24 protein-coding genes and 3 tRNA genes are annotated in these 23,047 nt (G+C 38.8%); 15 read left to right on the forward strand and 12 right to left on the reverse strand.

Going from position 1 to position 23,047, the window contains the following annotated elements; genetic code table 11:
- The first annotated feature begins 77 nt into the window (after window positions 1–77).
- Entirely contained in the window at window positions 78–1,559 is a 1,482-nt protein-coding gene (gene guaB / locus HMPREF9960_RS03265; protein ID WP_005591397.1) for an IMP dehydrogenase, read from the forward strand.
- 84 nt (window positions 1,560–1,643) lie between these two features.
- Here the strand turns inward: guaB and recF are convergent, their stop codons facing one another.
- Window positions 1,644–2,759 (reverse strand): DNA replication/repair protein RecF, encoded by a 1,116-nt coding sequence (recF, locus tag HMPREF9960_RS03270; protein WP_005591396.1) that lies wholly within the window; start codon window positions 2,757–2,759, stop codon window positions 1,644–1,646.
- 3 nt (window positions 2,760–2,762) lie between these two features.
- A complete protein-coding gene (gene yaaA / locus HMPREF9960_RS03275) occupies window positions 2,763–3,152 on the reverse strand; it encodes a S4 domain-containing protein YaaA (RefSeq protein ID WP_005591395.1) in 390 nt (129 codons plus the stop codon).
- A gap of 189 nt (window positions 3,153–3,341) precedes the next feature.
- Between yaaA and yfmF the strand changes: the two genes are divergently transcribed.
- The 8 genes from yfmF (at window position 3,342) to HMPREF9960_RS10755 (ending at window position 10,593) form a co-directional block, all read left to right on the forward strand.
- Window positions 3,342–4,589, forward strand: coding sequence for an EF-P 5-aminopentanol modification-associated protein YfmF (yfmF, locus tag HMPREF9960_RS03280; protein WP_005592115.1), 1,248 nt, complete (start codon window positions 3,342–3,344; stop codon window positions 4,587–4,589).
- Window positions 4,589–5,884, forward strand: coding sequence for an EF-P 5-aminopentanol modification-associated protein YfmH (yfmH, locus tag HMPREF9960_RS03285; RefSeq protein WP_005591393.1), 1,296 nt, complete (start codon window positions 4,589–4,591; stop codon window positions 5,882–5,884). The genes yfmF and yfmH overlap by 1 nt, the downstream gene beginning before the upstream one ends.
- A gap of 72 nt (window positions 5,885–5,956) precedes the next feature.
- Window positions 5,957–6,757: a helix-turn-helix domain-containing protein gene (locus HMPREF9960_RS09970; protein WP_080561895.1), complete on the forward strand. Its 801-nt coding sequence runs from the start codon at window positions 5,957–5,959 to the stop codon at window positions 6,755–6,757.
- Between the two features lie 10 nt (window positions 6,758–6,767).
- Entirely contained in the window at window positions 6,768–7,307 is a 540-nt protein-coding gene (gene pgsA, locus HMPREF9960_RS03290) for a CDP-diacylglycerol--glycerol-3-phosphate 3-phosphatidyltransferase (RefSeq protein WP_005592114.1), read from the forward strand.
- A 1-nt stretch (window position 7,308) separates the two neighbouring features.
- Window positions 7,309–8,136: an energy-coupling factor ABC transporter ATP-binding protein gene (locus tag HMPREF9960_RS03295; protein ID WP_005591390.1), complete on the forward strand. Its 828-nt coding sequence runs from the start codon at window positions 7,309–7,311 to the stop codon at window positions 8,134–8,136.
- Window positions 8,121–8,960 carry an energy-coupling factor ABC transporter ATP-binding protein gene (locus tag HMPREF9960_RS03300; protein ID WP_005591389.1) on the forward strand — a complete coding sequence of 280 codons (840 nt, stop codon included), beginning with the start codon at window positions 8,121–8,123 and terminating at the stop codon, window positions 8,958–8,960. The genes HMPREF9960_RS03295 and HMPREF9960_RS03300 overlap by 16 nt, the downstream gene beginning before the upstream one ends.
- On the forward strand, window positions 8,953–9,747 hold the full coding sequence (locus HMPREF9960_RS03305) for an energy-coupling factor transporter transmembrane component T family protein (protein ID WP_005591388.1): 795 nt from the start codon (window positions 8,953–8,955) through the stop codon (window positions 9,745–9,747). Before HMPREF9960_RS03300 ends, HMPREF9960_RS03305 begins: the two co-directional genes overlap by 8 nt.
- 186 nt (window positions 9,748–9,933) lie before the next feature.
- Entirely contained in the window at window positions 9,934–10,593 is a 660-nt protein-coding gene (locus HMPREF9960_RS10755; RefSeq protein WP_005591387.1) for a LysM peptidoglycan-binding domain-containing protein, read from the forward strand.
- A gap of 55 nt (window positions 10,594–10,648) precedes the next feature.
- Here HMPREF9960_RS10755 and sdaAA read toward each other — a convergent pair whose 3' ends face one another.
- The 9 genes from sdaAA to rlmH form a co-directional block, all read right to left on the reverse strand.
- On the reverse strand, window positions 10,649–11,521 hold the full coding sequence (gene sdaAA / locus HMPREF9960_RS03315; protein WP_005591386.1) for an L-serine ammonia-lyase, iron-sulfur-dependent, subunit alpha: 873 nt from the start codon (window positions 11,519–11,521) through the stop codon (window positions 10,649–10,651).
- A gap of 8 nt (window positions 11,522–11,529) precedes the next feature.
- Window positions 11,530–12,201, reverse strand: coding sequence for an L-serine ammonia-lyase, iron-sulfur-dependent subunit beta (sdaAB, locus tag HMPREF9960_RS03320; protein WP_005592070.1), 672 nt, complete (start codon window positions 12,199–12,201; stop codon window positions 11,530–11,532).
- Window positions 12,202–12,333: 132 nt separating this feature from the next.
- Window positions 12,334–12,407, reverse strand: a tRNA-Asn gene (locus HMPREF9960_RS03325).
- A 5-nt stretch (window positions 12,408–12,412) separates the two neighbouring features.
- Window positions 12,413–12,484, reverse strand: a tRNA-Glu gene (locus HMPREF9960_RS03330).
- Window positions 12,485–12,546: 62 nt separating this feature from the next.
- The gene (gene comE, locus HMPREF9960_RS03335; protein ID WP_005591384.1) at window positions 12,547–13,290 is read right to left on the reverse strand and encodes a competence system response regulator transcription factor ComE; all 744 of its coding nucleotides are present in this window, start codon (window positions 13,288–13,290) and stop codon (window positions 12,547–12,549) included.
- The gene (locus HMPREF9960_RS03340) at window positions 13,287–14,633 is read right to left on the reverse strand and encodes a sensor histidine kinase (RefSeq protein ID WP_376738740.1); all 1,347 of its coding nucleotides are present in this window, start codon (window positions 14,631–14,633) and stop codon (window positions 13,287–13,289) included. Before HMPREF9960_RS03340 ends, comE begins: the two co-directional genes overlap by 4 nt.
- Window positions 14,634–14,655: 22 nt before the next feature.
- Window positions 14,656–14,784, reverse strand: coding sequence for a bacteriocin (locus tag HMPREF9960_RS03345; protein ID WP_005591382.1), 129 nt, complete (start codon window positions 14,782–14,784; stop codon window positions 14,656–14,658).
- 177 nt (window positions 14,785–14,961) lie between these two features.
- Window positions 14,962–15,035: transfer RNA gene (locus HMPREF9960_RS03350), tRNA-Arg, on the reverse strand.
- A 43-nt stretch (window positions 15,036–15,078) separates the two neighbouring features.
- Window positions 15,079–15,558: a 23S rRNA (pseudouridine(1915)-N(3))-methyltransferase RlmH gene (gene rlmH / locus HMPREF9960_RS03355; RefSeq protein ID WP_005591381.1), complete on the reverse strand. Its 480-nt coding sequence runs from the start codon at window positions 15,556–15,558 to the stop codon at window positions 15,079–15,081.
- 202 nt (window positions 15,559–15,760) lie between these two features.
- On the opposite strand from rlmH, the gene htrA reads away from it, so the two are divergent.
- The 5 genes from htrA to HMPREF9960_RS03380 all read left to right on the forward strand — a co-directional run bounded on the left by htrA (window position 15,761) and on the right by HMPREF9960_RS03380 (window position 20,987).
- Window positions 15,761–16,939: a serine protease HtrA gene (gene htrA, locus HMPREF9960_RS03360; protein WP_005591380.1), complete on the forward strand. Its 1,179-nt coding sequence runs from the start codon at window positions 15,761–15,763 to the stop codon at window positions 16,937–16,939.
- Window positions 16,940–17,001: 62 nt separating this feature from the next.
- Window positions 17,002–17,763 (forward strand): ParB/RepB/Spo0J family partition protein, encoded by a 762-nt coding sequence (locus HMPREF9960_RS03365; protein WP_005591379.1) that lies wholly within the window; start codon window positions 17,002–17,004, stop codon window positions 17,761–17,763.
- Between the two features lie 212 nt (window positions 17,764–17,975).
- Window positions 17,976–19,331: a chromosomal replication initiator protein DnaA gene (gene dnaA / locus HMPREF9960_RS03370; protein WP_005591378.1), complete on the forward strand. Its 1,356-nt coding sequence runs from the start codon at window positions 17,976–17,978 to the stop codon at window positions 19,329–19,331.
- A 157-nt stretch (window positions 19,332–19,488) separates the two neighbouring features.
- Window positions 19,489–20,625: a DNA polymerase III subunit beta gene (dnaN, locus tag HMPREF9960_RS03375; protein ID WP_005591377.1), complete on the forward strand. Its 1,137-nt coding sequence runs from the start codon at window positions 19,489–19,491 to the stop codon at window positions 20,623–20,625.
- Window positions 20,626–20,792: 167 nt separating this feature from the next.
- Window positions 20,793–20,987, forward strand: a complete 195-nt coding sequence (locus tag HMPREF9960_RS03380; protein ID WP_005591376.1) for a DUF951 domain-containing protein — start codon at window positions 20,793–20,795, stop codon at window positions 20,985–20,987.
- 240 nt (window positions 20,988–21,227) lie between these two features.
- On the opposite strand, the gene HMPREF9960_RS03385 is transcribed toward HMPREF9960_RS03380, so the two are convergent.
- A complete protein-coding gene (locus tag HMPREF9960_RS03385) occupies window positions 21,228–21,722 on the reverse strand; it encodes a DUF1307 domain-containing protein (RefSeq protein WP_005591375.1) in 495 nt (164 codons plus the stop codon).
- Window positions 21,723–21,888: 166 nt separating this feature from the next.
- Here HMPREF9960_RS03385 and ychF point away from each other — a divergent pair, with 166 nt between their 5' ends.
- Window positions 21,889–23,004, forward strand: a complete 1,116-nt coding sequence (ychF, locus tag HMPREF9960_RS03390; protein WP_005592133.1) for a redox-regulated ATPase YchF — start codon at window positions 21,889–21,891, stop codon at window positions 23,002–23,004.
- The last annotated feature ends 43 nt before the right edge of the window (window positions 23,005–23,047 follow it).

Below are 23,047 nucleotides of genomic sequence, written 5' to 3' on the forward strand. Positions count from 1 at the left end.
AATGCCTATAGAATGGTATGATATTAACAATAAAAATACGAGCCCCGCTCAATATATAAGAAAAGAGGAAACTGTGGATGTCTAACTGGGACACTAAATTTTTGAAAAAAGGTTTTACCTTTGATGACGTATTGCTTATTCCAGCTGAAAGTCACGTGTTGCCAAATGATGCTGATTTAAGTACAAAACTTGCTGAGAATTTAAAATTAAATATCCCAATTATTACTGCGGCTATGGATACAGTTACCGAAAGTCAAATGGCGATTGCTATTGCCCGAGCCGGCGGTTTAGGTGTCATCCACAAAAATATGTCTATTGCACAGCAGGCTGATGAGGTTCGTAAGGTAAAACGTTCTGAAAATGGTGTCATTATTGATCCATTCTTCCTGACTCCTAATCATACGATTGCTGAAGCAGATGAATTGATGGGTCGATACCGCATCAGTGGTGTGCCAGTGGTTGAAACGATGGAAAATCGTAAATTAGTCGGTATCTTGACTAACCGTGATTTACGCTTTATTTCAGATTATAATCAACCAATTTCCAACCACATGACCAGTGAAAATCTTGTTACAGCTCCAGTCGGAACTGATCTGGCAACAGCTGAAAGAATTCTGCAAGAACACCGGATTGAAAAACTACCTTTAGTAGATGAAAACGGTCGCCTTTCTGGCCTCATCACCATTAAAGATATTGAAAAAGTGATTGAATTTCCAAATGCAGCAAAAGATGAATTTGGTCGTCTGCTAGTTGCTGGTGCGGTAGGTGTCACTTCAGATACATTTGAACGTGCAGAGGCCCTCTTTGAAGCAGGAGCAGATGCCATTGTTATTGATACAGCCCATGGTCATTCAGCTGGCGTTCTACGTAAAATTGCTGAAATTCGTGCTCACTTCCCAGATCGCACTTTGATTGCCGGAAATATTGCAACTGCTGAAGGTGCACGCGCCCTCTTTGATGCCGGTGTTGATGTAGTAAAAGTCGGAATTGGACCAGGATCTATCTGTACAACTCGTGTCATTGCTGGTGTTGGTGTCCCACAAGTCACAGCAATCTACGATGCAGCTGCAGTTGCGCGTGAGTATGGAAAAACCATCATTGCTGATGGAGGAATCAAGTATTCAGGTGATATCGTCAAGGCTCTTGCTGCAGGTGGAAATGCAGTTATGCTTGGCTCCATGTTTGCTGGAACAGACGAAGCACCAGGTGAAACTGAAATCTTCCAAGGACGTAAATTTAAAACTTATCGTGGAATGGGCTCTATCGCAGCTATGAAGAAAGGCTCCAGCGATCGCTACTTCCAAGGTTCTGTCAATGAAGCTAATAAGCTAGTTCCAGAAGGAATTGAAGGGCGTGTAGCTTATAAAGGAGCGGCTGCAGATATCGTCTTCCAAATGTTGGGCGGGATCCGTTCTGGTATGGGATATGTCGGTGCAGCTAACCTGCAAGAACTTCATGAAAATGCTCAATTTATTGAGATGAGTGGTGCTGGTTTGAAAGAAAGTCACCCTCACGATGTACAAATCACCAATGAAGCTCCAAACTACTCTGTCCAATAAAATTATAAAGAAAAACAGCCTTGTCAAGGAGTTGACAAGGCTGTTTTTTAGTTTACAAAGTTGTAAATAAAATTTACAACTATTTTACTTATTTGTAAAGTTAAGGTTCTCTTCTTTCTTTATTACACCCTGACTTATCTGAAAAATATTGATATCATCTGGTAGATTTTGTAAGTGATCTAAGCTGGTTGTCGTAATGAATGTCTGGATATTTTGAGAGATAGTTTCTAGTAATTTTAATTGACGCATGTTGTCAAGTTCGCTCATTACATCGTCAAGCAATAATATTGGAGTATCTTTCGTAAGACTTTCAATTAGTTTGATTTCAGCTAACTTGAGAGATAGGACAAGGCTACGATGTTGGCCCTGGCTACCAAATCCGGCATCCATATCATTGATAAAAAAGTTGATATCGTCTCGATGAGGTCCGACACCTGTATTCTTTTTGAAAAGATCGCGTCTACGACTTTCTGATAAGGCTGATCGAAAAGAAGCTTCCAAATTTTCGAGACATGAAAACGGAACAGATGATACATACTTGATTGTCAACTTCTCTTTCCCTTGAGAAATATCGCTATGGCTTTCCTGAGCAAAATCTTCTAGCTTTTCAATAAAGTCTAAGCGATGTTGCATGACACGACAACCAAAATCAATCAGTTGCTCATCTAAAACAGAGAGAAAGGTTTCATCTATCTTATCATTGGCCTTAAGATAAGCATTTCTTTGCTTGAGCACATGATTATAACTAGATAAGTCAGCAAGGTAGATGGGCTTGATTTGCCCAAGCTCAATATCAATAAATTTTCGGCGCAAAGCAGGGGCGCCTTTAATGAGCTGTAAATCTTCTGGAGCAAACAAGACAACGTTGACAATCCCTATATAATCTGATAATTTCCCTTGTTTTAAATGATTTATCTTGGTGATTCTCCCCTTTGGTGTCAACTCGATGTCAAGTGGGATTTTACCCGTTGTTTTTTCAATGATTCCTGAAATTTGAAGATTTTTCTCTTGAAAATGAATCAAATCCTTATCGGTTCGGGTTCGGTGACTGCGAGTAAGGGCTAAAAAATAGATGGCTTCTAGAATATTGGTTTTCCCCTGTGCATTTTGCCCCAGAAAGATATTAAGGCCAGGATCAAAATCAACCTCTGCAGCTTGGTAATTACGAAAATGTTTAATTTTCAGCGTTTTTAACCACATGGCTTAGGTTCCTGGAAAGCGAACAGGTGCTTTTTTGCTTCTCTGCTCGGGCTTTCTTTTCTTCTGTTCTTTTTTTGCTGGTTGAGATTTTTTCAAGTCCTTATTCATGGCTTTAACCAAGTCTGCCACTCTTTTTTTCTCTGCTTGCTCCACTTGATGTTCAAGGATTTCCTCCTGACTTGGGGCAAGGAGGATGATCTCCAGTTGCTGATTTGGGAGAGAGACGACATCTCCAATTCTAAGTTTTTTCCCTCGTCTATTTTCTAGTTCGCCGTTAAAAAAGACCTGATTATCTGCTAAAAAGGACTTGATTGCTCCGCCACTTTGAATGATACCGACTTCTTTTAAGAGAGCCTGTAGAGTAATGTATTCGTCAAATAATTTATATTCCATATTTCACCTCAATCCTTGTCATTATATCATAATTTAAGCAGAAACTGTTCCGTGGTAGTCTCATTCAAGGACAAGTTTTACTAGAAAAATAGAAAACGCTTTAATCACTAAAATTGCCGATCCTTACAAAGCATTAAACAGCATTTCGTGTTATAATAGAAGTCTATATTATTCGGTATGAGGAGCGCAATGGAAATCATAAAAGGAGTACATCTTCACTTCATTCAATCAGAAAAATTTAAAACTAATAAAATTAAAGTGCGATTTTCAGCTCCTATGTCTGAAAAAACAATAGCCGGGCGGGTTCTTACGGCCAGTATGCTAGAGACTTCAAATGCTCTTTATCCAACATCGCAAGCCTTTCGAGAAAAATTAGCAAATTTATACGGTGCTAATTACTCGACAAGCCTTTCACGACGGGGATTAGTGCATTATCTAGATATCAATCTTTCTTTCGTGCGGGATCAATTCTTGAGCCGTAAGAATATGTTGGCAGATGAAATGCTAGATTTTTTGAAGGCTAGTCTCTTTTTTCCTCTGTCAAATGGAAAGGCTTTTGATACTAAAACCTTTGAAATTGAAAAGAGAAATGTTTTAACAGACTTGGAAGCTGAAATTGAGAATCATTTCTACCATGCTCACAGAGAGTTAAATAATTTATTTTACGATTTACCAGAAATGCGGATTCCACGCGTGGCAACAATCGAGCTAGTAGAAAAAGAAACAGCTGAAACTAGTTTTACTGCTTTTCAGCAAATGCTAAATCAGGATCAAATTGATTTTTTCTTCATCGGTGATTTTAATGAGATTGCTGTCCGTGAGAAAATCCAAGAATTCCAGTTTTCTGAACGAGAGCAGTCTTTACAGCTTAGCTATCAGCAAAACTATTCAAATATAACTAGAGAAAAGCTGGAACAGCGAGATGTAAATCAGTCGATTGTTGAACTGGCCTACCATTTTTCTAGTCAATATGGGGATCGCAGCCACTTACCACTGATTGTTTTGAATGGCTTATTAGGAGGATTTGCCCACTCCAAACTCTTTGTCAATGTTCGGGAAAAAGAGAGTTTGGCCTACACCATTTCTAGCAATTTTGATATTTTTTCTGGTTTGATGCGAATCTATGCTGGAATTGACCGAGCAAATCGGACAAAGACCATCGCTTTAATCAACCGCCAAATTCTAGATTTGAAGCGGGGGCATTTCACAGATGAAGAACTTGAACAAACCAAGAATATGCTGAAAAATTCAATACTTCTGGCTCAGGATCGACAAAACACCTTGATTGAGCGTGCTTACATGTCCTCTGTTCTAGGGAAAAAATTTCTGTCACTAGAGGCTTGGCTGAAAGCATTAGAAAATGTCAGCAAAGCTGATCTTATAGAGGCAGCCCAGCAGTTGAAATTACAGGCGATTTACTTTATGGAAGGGAAATAATGCAGAATCCAGGTCTAGAAAAAATCAATTATATAGCCGTGGGAGAAAGCATCTATCGGGCGGTGCTAGCAAATGGATTGCAGGTTTACCTACTCCCTAAAAATGATTTTAATGAAACCTACGGCATCATCTCAACCCATTTTGGCTCTGTTGATACTAAGGTTGTTTCATGTGAAACAAAGCAAGTTTCTCATTATCCAGCAGGGATTGCGCATTTTTTGGAGCACAAATTATTCGAACGTGAAAACGGTGAGGATTTGCTGCTGGAATTTACTAAATTTGGCGCAGAAAGTAATGCCTTTACAAGCTTTACACGTACCAGCTATCTGTTTTCTACGACAAACTGTGTAGCAGAAAATCTGAAGCTGTTGCAGGAACTCGTTTCCCAAGCTAATTTTTCAGAAGCATCTGTTCAGCGTGAGCAAGGAATTATCCAGCAAGAAATCGAAATGTACCAAGACGATCCAGATTATCGGCTCTTCTTTGGTGCTTTGAGCAATCTCTATCCTCAAACTCCACTAGCAGAAGATATAGCCGGAACGACAGAGTCAATCATGGATATTACTGTGGAAGATCTGACAGAAAACTTTGAGCTTTTCTACCGTCCGTCCAATATGACTTTATTTGTCATTGGTAATTTCGACTTGGAGTCCACTTTTGAAGATATTGTCCAAACACAAGAGACCTTATCTCCTAAATTATTAACTTCAGTAATTGAAAAAAAACCTCTCATCTTACAGCCAGTAATTCCAACCGCTACTAGTCGGATGGAAGTTGCCAGTCCTAAGTTGGCGATCGGTATTCGTGGCAAAGATGCGATACAGGATACAGAGCTTTATCGCTATAAAATTGCCCTGAAACTACTTTTTGCCATGATGTTTGGTTGGACTTCCAAGCGTTTCCAGACCCTATATGAAAATGGCAAGATTGACAATTCGCTCACTCTTGAAGTAGAGGTGGAAAAGGAATTCCACTTTGTCATCCTAACTATGGACACGCAGGAACCCGTAGGAATTTCTCATCAATTCCGCTCAGCCATTCGGAAGTTTGCTCAAGATCCAGATGTCACAGAAACACATCTAGACACGATTAAAAGTGAAATGTTTGGAGATCTTCTGCATGGTCTGAATTCTCTTGAATACATGGCAACCCAGTATGAACCGCATTTAAAAGGTGAAAATCTTTTTGATTTACCTAAGATTTTACAGGATATCACTCTAAATGACGTCTTAAAAGTCGGACGTCGCTTTATCGACCAGTGTGATATGACAGATTTTACTATTTTCCCAAAATAGTTCCAAGTTTATTTCAAAATTTTGTTAGAATAATGTCTAAGAGAAAAGGACTATCCCTATGAGAAAAAAACGATAGGAGAGGTACTCAGACTTGCTCGAGTAAATCAAAAACTTACTTTAGCAGATGCAGCCAAAAAAACAGATATAAAAACTGACTACCTAAAGGCTCTTGAAAACAATCAATACGAAAAATTTCCAAATGCCTTTTACGTCCGTAGCCTGCTACGAAAATATGCTTGGGCTCTGGATTTAGACGAGACAATTCTTTTAGAGGCCTACGACACAGATAATACTGTCGTTTATGACGAAATTGAATTAGCTGAAAACGAAGAATTTCGAAGCAGAAAATATAAAAATCGTTCTTTCTCGCTTCCGCTCTTTTATTTCCTAGTAGTTGCCCTGTCTATCATTATTTTTGTTACCTATTACGTTTGGCAATATGCAAATACAACTACTCCGCAGTTCAGCAGCTCCGATAGTTACAGCCTCGTCTCGAGCTCAAGTATCGAAGATCGTTCAACTCCACCCGAGACCTCCACTACAGACTCTAGCTCAACAAAAGAAAAACTAGAAGTCACTGGAGAAGGAAACTATTTAACTGCAAAATATCGTGGCGAGTCGCAAACTACTCAGTTAACAATCTCAGCAAGCAATACCTCAAGCTGGATTAGTGTAACAAATACAGATTTGGCAGCAGGGGCAACCCTTACTCCAACCCAATCAAGCCAAACAGTGACACTCTCTCCCAATACCACTTATACAATTACTCTAGGAGTTGTGAAAGGTGTCACTGTCACTGTGGGCAGTCAGAAAATAGACCTATCTACCTTGACCAGTGACAGTGCTATAATTACCCTTACAATTGAATCATAAAGGAAGAATGATGAAAAAAGAAAATATCCCCAACGCTTTAACCCTTGCCAGAATTGCCTTAATTCCAATCTTTATTTTGATTTTGACTTTTGGGCATTCGCCAGCCATGCATATCCTAGCTGGAATCATTTTCGCCCTTGCCAGCATCACAGACTACCTGGATGGCTATCTGGCGCGCAAGTGGCAGGTCGTGACCAATTTTGGGAAATTTGCCGATCCCATGGCCGATAAACTGCTGGTTATGTCCGCTTTTATCATGCTGATTGAAATGAAAATGGCTCCTGCTTGGGTGGTAGCTATTATCATTTGCCGAGAGCTGGCTGTCACTGGTTTGAGACTTCTTTTAGTGGAAACTGGCGGAACAGTTCTAGCGGCCGCTATGCCAGGCAAGATCAAGACTTTCACGCAGATGTTTGCCATCCTCTTTCTTCTGCTCCATTGGACTTTACTCGGTCAGATTCTCCTTTACATAGCCCTGATTTTCACTATTTATTCTGGCTATGATTATTTCAAGGGCAGTGCCTATCTCTTTAAAGATACATTTAAATAATATGGAAAATATCATTGAAGTAAAAAATCTTAGTTATCGTTATGACCATAAGTCTAAAGATTATATTTTAAAAGACGTCTCGTTTCACGTGAAACAAGGAGAATGGCTATCTATTGTCGGTCACAATGGCAGCGGAAAATCGACTACGGTTCGTTTGATTGACGGTCTTTTGGAGGCCGAGAGTGGCGATATTATCATTTCTGGAGATAAATTGACGGCTGATAATGTTTGGGAAAAACGTCGCCAAATCGGCATGGTCTTTCAAAATCCTGATAACCAGTTTGTTGGAGCAACTGTTGAGGACGACGTTGCTTTTGGTCTGGAAAATCAAGGCATGGATTATCCCATGATGGTAAAACGCGTCCATGAAGCTCTGGAGCTAGTCGGCATGCAGAATTTTAAAGAGAGAGAACCTGCTCGACTTTCTGGCGGACAGAAGCAAAGAGTTGCTATTGCTGGCGTAGTCGCGCTCCAGCCAGATATTATCATCTTGGATGAAGCAACCAGTATGTTGGACCCAGAAGGACGACTGGAATTGATTCGGACTGTCAAGGAAATTAAAGATAAGAATCATTTAACAGTCATCTCTATTACCCACGATTTGGACGAGATTTCGCTGAGTGACCGTGTCCTCGTTATGAAAAATGGTCAAGTTGAGTCAACCGCTACACCAAGAGAACTCTTTTCCAGACCTGATTTGGAAGACTTGGGCTTGGATCAACCCTTTGTCAACCAGGTCAAAGCTGCCATGATTCAAACTGGGCTAACTCTGCCAGAAACCTATTTAACTGAAAAAGAATTGCAGGAACAATTATGGGAATTACTCTAAATAAAGTCAGTTATACCTATCAGGCTGGAACTCCATTTGAGGGTCCAGCGCTTTTTGAAGTTGATTTGGAAATCAAAGATGGTAGCTATACGGCTTTGATTGGGCACACTGGTAGCGGAAAATCAACCATTTTACAGCTCTTGAATGGCTTGCTGACTCCTAGTGAGGGCAGCGTGCAAGTCAACAATGTTACCATCACTTCAAATTCTGTCAACAAGGACATCAAACAAGTTCGTAAACAGGTTGGTTTGGTCTTTCAGTTTGCTGAAAGTCAAGTTTTTGATGAGACTGTTTTGAAAGATGTGGCCTTTGGCCCACAAAATTTTGGTATCTCTAAGGAAGAAGCCGAGGCTTTAGCGCGTGAAAAATTAAGCCTTGTCGGCATTTCTGAAGAACTATTTGACCGCAGTCCTTTTGAACTTTCTGGCGGGCAGATGAGAAGGGTTGCCATTGCCGGAATCCTAGCAATGGAACCTGACATCTTGGTTTTGGATGAGCCAACGGCCGGACTTGATCCAGCAGGACGCAAGGAATTGATGGGACTCTTTAAAAAACTACATCAAGCTGGAATGACCATTGTCCTTGTAACCCATTTAATGGATGATGTAGCAAATTTTGCCGATACAGTCTATGTGTTGGAAAAGGGGCGCGTCGTCAAAAGCGGTCAGCCTGCTCAGGTTTTTCAAGATATCGATTTTATGGAAAAGATTCAGCTAGGAGTGCCTAAAATCACGAAATTTGCCCAAGAATTAGCTGAAAAAGGAATGAAATTTTCTCATTATCCAATTACAATTGAGGAATTTAAGGAGATGCTACATGGATAAATTGATTTTAGGACGGTATATCCCAGGAAATTCGGTCATCCATCGATTGGATCCGCGTAGTAAATTAGTGGCCATGTTCTTCTTTATCTTATTAATTTTCTGGGCCAACAATCTCATCACTAATTTGCTGTTATTTGTTTTCGTTTTTACTCTGATTTTTCTCTCAAAAGTTCCTTTGACCTTCTTTCTAAAGGGCATTCAATCAATGGTTTTCATTATTGCCTTTACTACCCTCTTCCAGCTCTTTCTGACGGGGGGAGGCAAGGTACTTTTCCAATTTGGTTTCATTAAAATTACAGAATTTGGTCTTTCTCAAGCGGGGATTATCTTTAGCCGTTTTGTTTTGATTATTTTCTTTTCAACCCTTCTGACTTTAACCACAACGCCACTCAGCCTTTCAGATGCAGTGGAAGCTCTACTAAAACCACTTAAAGTCTTTAAAGTTCCTACACATGAAATTGGCCTCATGCTGTCTATGAGCCTGCGTTTCGTACCGACTTTAATGGATGACACTACGAGAATTATGAATGCTCAGAGAGCTCGAGGAGTTGATTTTGGCGAAGGAACGATTGTTCAAAAGGTTAAATCAATCATTCCAATCTTAATTCCCTTATTTGCTTCTAGTTTCAAGCGGGCAGACGCCTTAGCTATCGCAATGGAAGCGCGTGGCTATAGTGGTGGTGAAGGAAGAAGCCGCTATCGACAACTTTCTTGGAAAATGATTGACAATCTTGCTCTTCTCTCTATTTTCCTGATTGGTATCTTGCTCTTTATCTTAAAAAAATAGAGAATAGTATAAGTTTGATAGCAATATTTTTGTTAAAGATCTAATGAAATACACTAAAAATCCTTTTAAAATAATATTTTTATGTGTAAATCTCAATATTTTTGTAATATTCGTGCTTAAAATGTAATCTTTTAGTAATATTTAATGTGTATGATAGTATTATAACTAAAGGAGAAAACTTTTAAAATGAGTATGAAAGTGAAAAAATTGACTCTAGCAGGAACGATTGCTACAGCAACACTATTTGCATCAACTATTGTTGCTAGTGCTGAATCTTATACAGTAAAAGCTGGAGATACCTTATCAGAAATCGCTGAAAGTAAAAAAACAACTGTTGAACGTTTGGTAGAATTAAACAAAATTTCAAATCCAGATTTTATCATGACTGGACAAGTTTTGGAATTGGGTGATTTGAAAGATGTTGCAAAACAAACAACATCAGCACCTGCTGTCTCACCAGCGACACCAGCAGTCCCAGCTCCAGTAACTCCAGCTGCCCCAGTAGCTACGGAAACTCCAGTAACGACAGAAACTCCTGCAGTTACTGCAACTTCAGACTACTCTGCCTATTCATCAGACGTCGTACTCGCAAATGGTAATACTCCAGGTGCTGTAGGTTCTTACGCAGCTGCTCGCATGGCTGAAATGACAGGAGTGTCTGCATCTACATGGGAAAACATCATTGCCCGCGAATCTAACGGCCAAGTGGATGCCTACAACCCATCAGGAGCAAGTGGTCTTTTCCAAACAATGCCAGGTTGGGGATCTACCGCAACTGTTGAAGATCAAATTCAAGCAGCTTACCGTGCTTACAGTGCACAAGGACTATCTGCTTGGGCTTACTAAAATAAGAAAAAATGACTAGAATATCTAGTCATTTTTTCTTGCTCAAAGATACTATTTATTCTCCAAAAATTTCTTTTGAAAGTCTACGGCCGGTAGGAGTTGTAGCTAGCCCTCCTTCAGCCGTTTCCCTGAAAGCAGTAGGCAGGCTAGAGCCTACTTGGTACATGGCATCAATGACTTCGTCAACAGGTATTTTGGACTCGATTCCGGCCAAAGCCATATCCGCTGCGATAAAGGCGTAGCTAGCTCCCATAGCATTTCTTTTGACACAAGGAACTTCTACCAGACCAGCTACTGGGTCACAAATCAAGCCCAACATATTTTTGATGACAAAACAGATAGCTTGACTCGCCTGAAAAGCAGAGCCACCAGCAGCCAAAACCAGGGCAGCTGCGCTCATAGCAGAAGCGGAGCCCACCTCAGCTTGACAGCCTCCTTCTGCACCGGAAATAGAAGCGTTATTGGCAATAACCAAGCCAAAAGCACCAGCAGCCAGCAAAAAGTCTAATTGCTGTTCCTCTGTCAAATCTAGTTTTTCAATCGCTGATGTAAGGACTGCTGGCAGACAGCCAGCACTGCCTGCCGTAGGAGTTGCACAAACCAGCCCCATTTTAGCGTTGTGTTCATTGACAGCAATGGCATTTTTTGCAGCAGTCAGCACAGTATAATCTGACAAGGCCTTCCCCGACTGGATATAATAGTGTAGCTTGGCTGCGTCTCCACCGGTCAATCCGCTGCGAGACTTACTCTCGTCAAGCCCAAGAAGGACTGAGGCTTTCATCACCTCAAGATTTCGACTCATCAGACGTAAAACTTCGTCTCTTTCCCGACCCGTCAATTCATATTCGGTCGCAATCATTAATTCAGCAACATTGCCATTAAAATCTAAATCAGCCTGCTCAACTAATTCTTTTATTGAATAAAACATCTCTTCTCCTATTTAAAGAAATTGACGTTGTGAAGATGGGGAATTTTCCGAATCTCTTCGATAGCCTCTTCGCAACTACGACTATCCACCTCAATGATCATAATCGCTTTCTCGCCCGCTTTTTCTCTAGTCACCGTCATTTGAGCAATATTGATATTGTAGCGGGACAGAGCCTCCGTTACATGGGCAATCATACCTGGAACATCTTGGTGGACGATGATAATGGTTGGCGTATTCATGCTGAGAGAGACTGAGAAGCCATTTAACTCAGTCACCTGAATATTTCCACCACCGATGGACACACCCGTTACACTGATGCTTTTATGGGCGTTTTTAACCGTGATTTTTGTCGTATTTGGATGAGGAGCATTGCTATCTTTCTGAATAGTCCAAACAATCTTGATACCACGTTTATAGGCAATTTCAAGGCTATTAGGAATTTCAGGATCATCCGTATCCATTCCTAAAATACCTGCTACCAGAGCCAAATCTGTTCCATGCCCGCGATAAGTCTTTGCAAAGGAATTAAAAAGCTGGAATTCAACCTCGGTTGGTGTATCATCAAAAATAGAGGATACGATCTTACCGATACGCACAGCCCCTGCAGTATGACTGCTGGAAGGGCCAATCATGACAGGCCCGATAATGTCAAAAACAGATTGAAATTTTAATGATTTCATAAGAAACCTCTTGAACATATTTTCTAAAATTATTATATCAAACTTATCAAATTTCTGCCTGATATCATACAAAAAAAGAGGACAATTGTCCTCTCTTCATTATTGGTAATTCGCATACCTGAAACTCTTTTACTCCGCCAGTAGGACTCGAACCTACGACATCATGATTAACAGTCATGCGCTACTACCAACTGAGCTATGGCGGATAGTATAGTCCGTACGGGATTCGAACCCGTGTTACCGCCGTGAAAAGGCGGTGTCTTAACCCCTTGACCAACGGACCATCTATGTTCTTTTCAGAACATATTCTATTATATCAGGTTTTGAATCTTTGTCAACAGTTTTTTATTTATTTTTTAAAATTTCTTTTAAATGTTTTGTTCTTAGCCTAGAAACAGGGCAACGACGGCCTTCATAAAATATAATTTCCTTTGTTTTCTTATCATAATCACAGATATTATCGATATTGACTAAGAAAGATTTATGGGAAGCAAAGAAACGTTGGGTTTTCTCATCCTGTTCTTGAACACTGGCAATCGTTCCATAAAATTCTTTTATAAAGTTTTTTCCGACCATCCGTAACTTATGAGAGGAGCTTGAGGTTTCGATATACAAAATATCATTAAATGGCACGCGCACATCATTGCCTCGATAGCTGTATTCAAAATAATCAACCATGTTGGTGTTTGTAATTAAGGTATTTTTCGTATAAATGATACACTCTTTTATACGTTTTTTAAACGAATCATCGTTAATATCCTTGTCAATAAAATCAAGAGCTGATACCTTGTATTTGAAAGTCATGGTCGCAAACTCTGATTTTGAAGTTACAAAGACAATAATAGCATATGGATTATGATGACGAATAAAACGAGCGACCTCCAGTCCTTTGGTCTCTTCCCCTTTAATATCTATATCCAGAAAATAAATCTGATTGACATCTTCATTTTCGACGTAGTCCTTAAATTCCTGAATTTTTCCTGTGATTTTTACCTGGATATCGAGCCCCATTTCTTCAGCAATCTCTGCTAAAGTTTTTTCCATACGGAGTTGGTGGGCTAAGGTATCTTCTAATGCTAAGATTCTCATAAACTATTCCTTCTTTTAATTGTTAATACTTGGGTGAAATCATACTTACTTATTTCTGTATCTAGCATGATATATTCATAATTCTCTAAAATTTCTTTCAGATTATTTAAACCTAGTCCTCTTCGATAACCTTTCGTTGAGAACTCTGGTTCATAAATTTCTTCTAAATCTAATTTCCTTTGCTTGCGGGAATTTTTTACAACAAAAATGATTTCCGTATCGAGTTGAACTAAAGTCACATGAATCATTTTTTCATAGCTTTCGATTGCGCCTTCAACAGCATTGTTTAGCAATATACTAGCCATTCTTACCACATCTAATAACTTAATCGGTAATTTCTCAACAGGATCTTTGACTTCGAATGTCAAATCAATCTGGTGTTCACGCGCCTTGAATAAAGTCTCCGTCATAACGCTTCGGAGAGCTGAGTCGCCAACATTGTTCAAATCAAAATAAGTGTATTTATCCGAGCGTAATTTTAAATTTGCATCAACTAAAACTTCTTGATATATTTTTTCAATTTCCTTGATATCTTGCGTATTGATGGCCATTTGAAAGCTAGTCAGCATGCCGGCATAATCATGACGAAAACCACGAATTTCATTATAGAGAGAAACAATTTCATCTGTATACTGCTGCAGCTGCAACTGTTCCAATTCTCTTTGTCGAATCTCCTCTTCTTTTTCATACTTTTCCCGAATTGCCTTCAAATAGAAAAGAGTTGTCATAAAGATCAAGAAACAAATAGTCGCTAGCATACTGCTAAAACTATTAAAATGATCGTCTTCACTTAACCAATGAGAAACATTTAAAATGAAAATATCTATAACATAAAAAATATTAATTCTCTTAATTGTCTTTTTAAAGACCTCCTCTTTAAAATCACATGCGTAAAATGGTAAGTAGTCGATAAACTTAAGCATAAATAGAACAGAGATACTGTTTATCATGATATAAAAGACAACCCAATTATCTTTTACAAATGAATCCCCTGTAATTGAGGAAATAATGACGGAAAAAAAGGTAGTAGAAGACTGAACTGTTAAATAAAGGAGAAGAGATAGAAATATAGAGAAAAGAGTTGATAACTTCTCTTTTTTATAAAAATATCTGTAGAAAAAAAGAGGATAAATCAGTAGTAAAATAAAATACAGAACATGCCTTGACAAAGAAAATATAGATTCTAAATTTAATATGAGTAATGGTAATAAAATTAAGACTATAGCACACAGAAAAGTAAAGTAAAAACTAGATTTTACTTTATTTATCTTTTCATATATAACAATAGTGAAATATACTTCAATGGCGGCTTGCAATATCCAAAAAAATAATTCAAACATAATTCCATTTCCTCAGTTATCAATGTTATTTTTTCTTAAATTTAATTTTTAAGAAGATATTTCTTAAATCTCCTCCAAGAACTTCTTTAAGTTCTTTTTCATTCAAGACTGGGAATTGAGCGATTGTTTTAAAGTTTTTCTGAGTATTTTTCATATTAGATTCTCCTAAACATTTTTTCGTAAGTGTTACCTTACAAGATCTATTATAAATAAAATTTCAAATAATCTGTCATCTTTCCCTGAAATGTCATTTTTTATTCCTGAAATGTCGTTTTCTCAAAAAATATAATAAAAAAACACGAAATTTTTCGTGTCTGAATAGTGTATATTATGATCCCAGCAGGATTCGAACCTGCGACCGTTCGCTTAGAAGGCGAATGCTCTATCCAGCTGAGCTATGAGACCGATACCTTTTCATTCTATCAGAAAAATCTAGTATCGTCAAGATTTACTTATGGTAGGGACTCCCTTGTTGAATCATGAAAGCCCGGTAAATCTGCTCTACCAAAACAAGACGCATCAATTGATGAGGCAGGGTCAATTTTCCAAAACTCATCAGTAGATTAGCTCTTTTTTTGACAGCAGGAGACAGACCCAAGCTGCCACCAATCACAAATGTAATATCAGAAAAGCCACGAACTGTGATGTCGCTCAAGATAGAACTAAACTCTTCTGAAGGAAATTGCTTTCCTTCAATAGCTAGAGCAACCACGAATTCTCGTTCAGAGACTTTTGCTAAAATCCGACTTCCTTCTTTTTCGAGGATTTGCTGATTTTCTAGCTCACTGGCCTTATCTGGTGTTTTTTCGTCTGCTAATTCTACAATTTCTAACTTAGAAAATCGACTCAGACGTTTAGCATATTCAGCAATCCCATCCTTGAGATACTTTTCTTTTAATTTTCCAACAGTTACAAGCTTTATTTTCATATTTCCATTCTATCATATCCACATGGATTTCACACTTTATTCACATCAGTTTTTTATGGAAAACTTGTTGAATCTATGTATTTTCTAACCTCCATCAACATTTTTTATAAGTTTTCCACAAGTTGTGGAAAACTTGTGAATTTTAAGTTATAATTAAGAATAGATTTCTATAATTTCATCAATTGTAATCAAGGAGGAAAATATGAAAAACGCTTCAAATTTCTTTAAAAAATCTTTGTTGCTTTTTATCGTTTTAGTTGTAGGATTTATTGGCGGAAGCCTAGGAAATTTAACCACTGCATTTCTTAATAATAAAATGGCTAATATTGGTCCTTCTAGCTCAAAGACCACTGTATCAACGTCTTATAAAAACACAACCGATACCACAAAGGCTGTAAAAAAGGTTCAAAACGCAGTTGTATCAGTGATTACTTATACAGGTTCTAATCAAGAAGGAGTGATCAATAATGAATCAACCAGTGATCCTCAAGTAGCTAGTGAGGGATCTGGTGTTATTTATAAGAAGGAAGGAAAATATGCCTACCTTGTTACCAATACTCACGTTCTAAATGGAGCAAAAAATCCCGATATTCTACTAGCAGATGGTAATAAGGTTCCTGGTGAAGTGGTAGGATCAGATGTTTATTCTGATATTTCTGTAGTAAGAATTAGCTCTGAAAAGGTGAAAGATGTAGCTGAATTTGGAGATTCCAACTCCCTGACAGTAGGAGAAACTGCTATTGCCATCGGAAGCCCTCTCGGAACAGAATACGCTAACTCTGTTACACAAGGAATCATCTCTAGTTTAGGCAGAAATGTAACTCTCCAATCTGAAGACGGCCAAAATATTTCCACGACTGCCTTGCAAACAGATGCTGCTATCAACCCTGGTAACTCTGGTGGCCCACTCATCAATATCCAAGGGCAAGTTATCGGTATTACGTCCAGCAAAATCTCTCACAATGGTCAAACTGCTGTAGAAGGCATGGGCTTTGCAATCCCATCAAACGATGTTGTCAACATTATCAAGCAATTAGAAAAAACTGGAACAGTAACTCGTCCTGCTCTGGGTATCCAAATGCTCGATTTATCTAATATCGCCACTTCTGACTTAGCAAAATTACGTCTGCCTTCATCTGTAAAATCAGGTATCCTTGTCCGCTCTGTGCAAGAAGGAATGCCTGCTGAAAATAAACTTCAGAAATACGATGTCATCACAAAAGTTGACGATAAGGATGTTGAGTCAACCAGTGATTTACAATCTGCTCTCTACAGACATTCTCTGGGAGATGACTTGAAAGTGACTTACTTTAGGGATGGTAAAGAGGCTACTACAACAATTAAATTGACCAAATCAACCCAGGACTTAAGTGACAACTAATCCTTTACATAATTGTCAACACACCTTTACACGATCGTAAAGGTGTGTTATGCTATATACAAATGGAAAATTATCAATACATACCACTAAAAGACATTCGAACCAATCCTTATCAGCCTAGAAAAAGCTTTTCTCAAGAAAAAATAAATGAATTGGCAGCTTCTATTAAAGAAAATGGAATTATCCAGCCCATTATTTTGAGAAAATCTTCCTTATTTGGTTACGAAATTTTAGCAGGTGAAAGACGATTCCGAGCTGCTAAGATTGCTGGCTTAGAAAACATTCCTGCCCTCATTAAAGACCTATCTGACGATGACATGATGAAGCAAGCCATCATCGAGAATTTGCAAAGAGAAGATCTCAATCCGATTGAAGAAGCGGAATCCTATCAGCATCTGATTGAGAAAGGATTGACCCATGAAGAAATTGCAAAAATCATGGGAAAATCTCGGCCTTACATCAGTAATCTTGTCCGCTTGTTACAGCTGCCAGCTTTTATGATGGACGCTGTCAAAGAGGAAATGATTTCGCAAGGGCATGCTCGTCTCCTCATTCCACTCAAAAAGGAAGAACAAGTCTTTTGGCTGGACAAAATCATTCAAGATAATTTATCCGTTCGTGCTCTTGAACTTTCATTACAAAAGACTAAAAAGGCAAAAACTAAGAAGAACAAAGAAATTTTTGCCCATTCAGAAGAAGAAAAACTGAAAAAAATCCTTGGCCTCAATGTCACTATTCACTTAAAAAATCCTTCAAAAGGAAAGATCATTATTCCTTTTGAAAATGAGGAAGAGTACCAAAGAATTATAAACAGCCTGAAATAGGGCTGTTATTTTCTTTTTTCAAACTAACAAACTTTTCCACCTTTAAAAGCAGCCTAAATGGTTGAAAAATAAGGATTTTACATGTAATCCACAATCTGTGGATAAGTCTTATGAACATTGTTAATTTTTCTCCACAAGTTGTGGAAAACTTGGGCGATTTATGTTAAAATGAGAGTCGACATAGAGAATAATTTTTTGAAAAGGAGGAGGCAATGACCAAAGAGCAAGAATTTTGGCGAAGAATTTTAGAACTTTCAGCTGCTCAACTAAAACAGACAACCTATGATTTTTTTGTTGCAGAAGCAAAATTGATAGCCATTGAAAATAATCAGGCCACTATCTTTCTTGATAGCCCAGTCAAACAGCTGTTTTGGGAGCAAAACTTAGTGGGCGTTATCCTTACAGCTGGCTTTGAAATTTTTAACGATCAAATTACGGCTAAATACGTCTTTGAAGAAGCAGGACATGACCTTGTTTCCAAATATCAGCTGGAGGAACAGGCTGAAAAAACTCCATTTCGACCAAGTTTACCGCCCATTGATACTGGATTAAAAGCTAAATATACATTTGATAATTTTGTACAAGGGGACGGGAATATCTGGGCTAAAGCAGCAGCCTTGGCTGTGTCTGAAAACCTAGCGACTACTTATAATCCCCTATTTATCTATGGTGGTCCAGGTCTAGGAAAAACCCACTTACTAAATGCTATCGGCAATCAAATTTTGGAAAATATTCCTGATGCGCGTGTAAAATATATTCCGGCAGAAACCTTTATCAATGACTTTCTGGAGCATCTGAGACTCGGTGACATGGATAATTTCAAAAAAATCTATCGGAGCTTGGATTTGCTCTTGATTGATGATATCCAGTCTCTTGGCGGAAAAAAAGTCTCTACCCAAGAAGAATTTTTCAATACTTTTAACGCCCTTCATGGCGATAACAAGCAGATTGTGCTGACCAGCGACCGCAGTCCTGATCATCTTGATAATTTGGAAGAGCGCTTAGTCACGCGCTTCAAATGGGGGCTCACTCAAAATATTACACCACCTGATTTTGAAACGCGGATTGCCATCCTCCGAAACAAAATCGAAAATCTGGACTATATTTTCCCTAATGATACTTTGGAGTACCTCGCCGGACAATTTGACTCGAATGTCCGTGACCTAGAAGGGGCGCTCAATGATATTACGCTCATTGCAAGAGTCCGCAATCTCAAGGAAATTACGATTGACATCGCTGCTGAAGCCATTCGAGCTCGCAAGCAGGACTCTAGTCAGGTAACAGTCATTCCGATTGAAAAAATCCAGTCTGAGGTCGGCAATTTCTATGGCGTCAGTGTCAAGGAAATGAAGGGAAGTCGTCGAGTCCAAAATATCGTTTTGGCTAGACAGGTAGCCATGTATCTAGCCCGTGAACTAACAGACAATAGCCTACCAAAAATCGGACGAGAATTTGGCGGCAAAGACCATACAACAGTCATTCACGCGCATGGAAAAATCAAAAACCGACTCGAAACTGACGATAGCCTGCGACTTGAAATCGAAAATATCAAAAACAAGATAAAATAAGGGTGTGGAAAAGATTTAGCTAATCTGAAGTTTTTTCCACAGGTTGTGAACAAGTCTTAAAACTTGATTTTAGATGCTTTGCTCCATTTTTCCACAGCTTCCACAAGAACTACTATTACTATTAACTTAATAATCATAAATAATAAAAGGAGTCCCTATGATTCACTTCTCTATTAATAAAAATTTATTCCTACAAGCTTTGAATACAACTAAGAGAGCTATCAGTACAAAAAACGCTATTCCAATTTTATCAACTGTTAAAATTGATGTAACGAAAGAAGGCATTACCTTGATTGGTTCAAATGGTCAAATTTCCATTGAAAACTTCATTTCAGTTCAAAATGAGAATGCTGGGCTCTTGGTTACTTCACCAGGTTCGATCCTCCTCGAAGCAAATTTCTTTATTAATGTCATTTCTAGCCTGCCAGATATCGTGCTTGATTTTAAAGAAATTGAGCAAAAACAAATCGTCCTCACTAGCGGCAAGTCAGAAATTACGCTAAAAGGAAAAGATGCTGATCAATATCCACGTATCCAAGAAGTCTCTACCAGCAATCCTTTGGTTTTAGAAACAAAAGTCCTCAAAAACATCATTAATGAAACAGCTTTTGCTGCCAGCACGCAAGAAAGTCGTCCTATTTTGACGGGGGTTCATTTTGTCTTGACAGATAACCAATCCCTCAAAACAGTTGCGACAGACTCTCACCGGATGAGCCAAAAGAAAATTACTTTGGACAAGAAGGGTGACGACTTTGATGTGGTGATTCCTAGCCGTTCTCTGCGTGAATTTACAGCTGTTTTCACAGACGAAATTGAAACAGTAGAGGTTTTCTTTGCTAATAATCAACTTCTCTTTAGAAGTGAAAATATCAGCTTCTATACACGCCTGTTGGAAGGAAACTATCCTGACACAGACCGCTTGATTCCGACAGAATTTTCAAGCGTTGTGACCTTTAATACCAATAATTTACGCCATGCCATGGAACGGTCTCGTCTTCTGTCCAATGCGACTCAGAACGGAACAGTGAAATTGGAAATTGTGAAGGGCATTGTCAGCGCTCATGTACATTCACCAGAAGTTGGGCGCGTAAATGAAGAAATTGATACAGAAAGTGTGTCAGGAGAAGATTTGACCATCAGCTTCAATCCTACCTATCTAATCGAAGCGCTAAAGGCAGTCGACAGCGAGAAGGTGACCATCAGCTTTATTTCAGCTGTTCGGCCTTTCACCTTGGTTCCAAGTGAAGATGCTGAAAACTTTATCCAGCTGATCACGCCAGTCCGTACCAATTAGAAGATAAGATTTAAGACAAGGTTGACTCGATCCGCCTTGTCTTATTTTGATAATTTACAAGCCAGCTGATTCTAAACTTGTGGTATAATACAGCTAGGGTTGAGAAAAGCGTCAATCTGTATTTTTAATTTAAGAGAATAAAAAATAGATTGTCAAAAGGAGAGAAGATGTACGAACTTGGAACTTTTGTAGAAATGAAAAAGCCCCATGCCTGTACAATTAAGTCAACGGGCAAGAAGGCCAATCGTTGGGAAGTCGTCCGCATGGGAGCAGATATCAAGATTCGCTGTAGCAATTGCGAACACGTTGTCATGATGAGCAGATATGATTTTGAAAGAAAAATGAAGAAGGTCATTGAATAGTTCATATTTTAGACTTAGCTTGATTTTGAATGAGCTACCTCATCAACAAAGAACGAGGCTGGGACAAAAGTCCTAGCCTCTCAATTGTCTTTGGATTGTCGATCAAGACGCAGTGGTTGAGTGGGCTCTACTAGGCTGATTTCATCAGCTTTTACAGCCCTACTCAACTGTGCGGAGGTGGGACGACGAAATCGAATTCTAACGACTTACCGACTTCTGTCCCACTCTCGTTTTCTGCTTTTATTTAAGTTCTTCAAATTTGCCATCTTTGACTTCTTTATAACCAGAAGCTTCAAGAGATTTTACCGTTTCTTTATAACTGATATAATTAGCTTTTTGGTCTCCATCAGTTTGAATAAGCTGCTTGTTTTTCAGTTCTGAGATATCTGCCTTACTAAAATCCATCGTCATCTTTTGCGTCAAATGATCGTCTTTATATTCGATTTTATTAGTAAGTCCTTTAGTGTTTTCCAGCGTTTTCATGTAGCCTCCAATTTGTTCTTTGGCGGTATCTTTTGTCAATCCGATAGGCTCATAATAGAAAACATTGCTGGTTTCATTTTTCAGCAAATCATCGCCCTTATACTCAAGAGTGATCCGGCTGTCTTGCTTGGTCTTTTGGTCAATCAACTGAAAATAGGATTTTTTAGGACTGCTACTGCAGGCAGCTAAAACAAGTAAAGTAAACATCGTCAAGAAAGAAAGAACAAAGGTTTTAATTGTCATTTTTTTCATGGCTAACTCCTTTTATCAAAATATTAACTATATTATATCATTTTTTGTAGAAAATATTTTTTATTTCTATTCAGAAAGCAGGAAATTTTTCATTCAAATCCGCTGTTTAGGATAAGGATTTATGGTATAATGGTTTGGATTGAAAAGATGAATGGAGAAGATACGAATGGCTTTAACAGCAGGGATTGTTGGACTGCCTAATGTGGGCAAGTCAACTTTATTTAATGCAATTACAAAAGCAGGGGCGGAAGCTGCCAACTACCCTTTTGCGACCATTGATCCAAATGTCGGTCGGGTAGAGGTGCCAGATGCTCGTTTGGACAAATTAACAGAATTGATTAAACCTCAAAAGAAGGTTCCAACTACATTTGAGTTTACAGACATTGCAGGTATTGTAAAGGGAGCTTCAAAAGGAGAAGGACTGGGGAATAAATTCTTGGCCAATATCCGCGAAGTGGATGCTATCGTCCATGTAGTCCGTGCCTTTGATGATGAAAATGTCATGCGGGAACAGGGCCGTGAGTCTGATTTTGTCGATCCCATGGCTGATATTGAGACCATCAATCTGGAGCTTATTTTAGCCGATCTAGAAAGTATCAACAAACGCTATGCGCGTGTTGAGAAGATGGCTCGTACCCAGAAGGACAAGGACTCAGTTGCAGAATTTAATGTTTTACAAAAAATCAAGCCAGTTCTGGAAGACGGTCTATCAGCTCGGACAGTTGAGTTTACAGAAGAAGAGCAAAAAATCGTCAAAGGTCTCTTCCTTTTAACGACTAAGCCTGTACTTTACGTGGCCAATGTCAGTGAAGATGAGGTGGCTGATCCAGACAATATTGACTATGTGAAGCAGATTCGCGAATTTGCTGCTACAGAAAATGCTGAGGTTGTTGTCATTTCAGCGCGTGCCGAGGAAGAAATTTCTGAACTGGATGATGAAGACAAGGCAGAATTTTTGGAAGCTATAGGCTTAACAGAATCAGGTGTAGACAAATTGACACGTGCAGCCTATCATCTATTGGGACTTGGAACCTATTTTACAGCTGGTGAAAAGGAGGTCCGGGCTTGGACCTTCAAGCGTGGCATGAAAGCTCCTCAGGCAGCTGGTATCATTCACTCAGACTTTGAGAAAGGTTTCATCCGAGCAGTGACGATGTCTTATGACGATTTAGTGAAATATGGCTCTGAAAAGGCGGTAAAAGAAGCTGGACGCTTGCGTGAAGAAGGAAAAGAATATATCGTTCAAGATGGCGATATTATGGAATTCCGCTTTAATGTGTAAATCAAGTGTAAATTTAAAATATCTAGGTTGGAAAGAAATTTCC

The organism is Streptococcus cristatus ATCC 51100 (assembly GCF_000222765.1).
Classification (GTDB): Bacteria; Bacillota; Bacilli; order Lactobacillales; family Streptococcaceae; genus Streptococcus; species Streptococcus cristatus.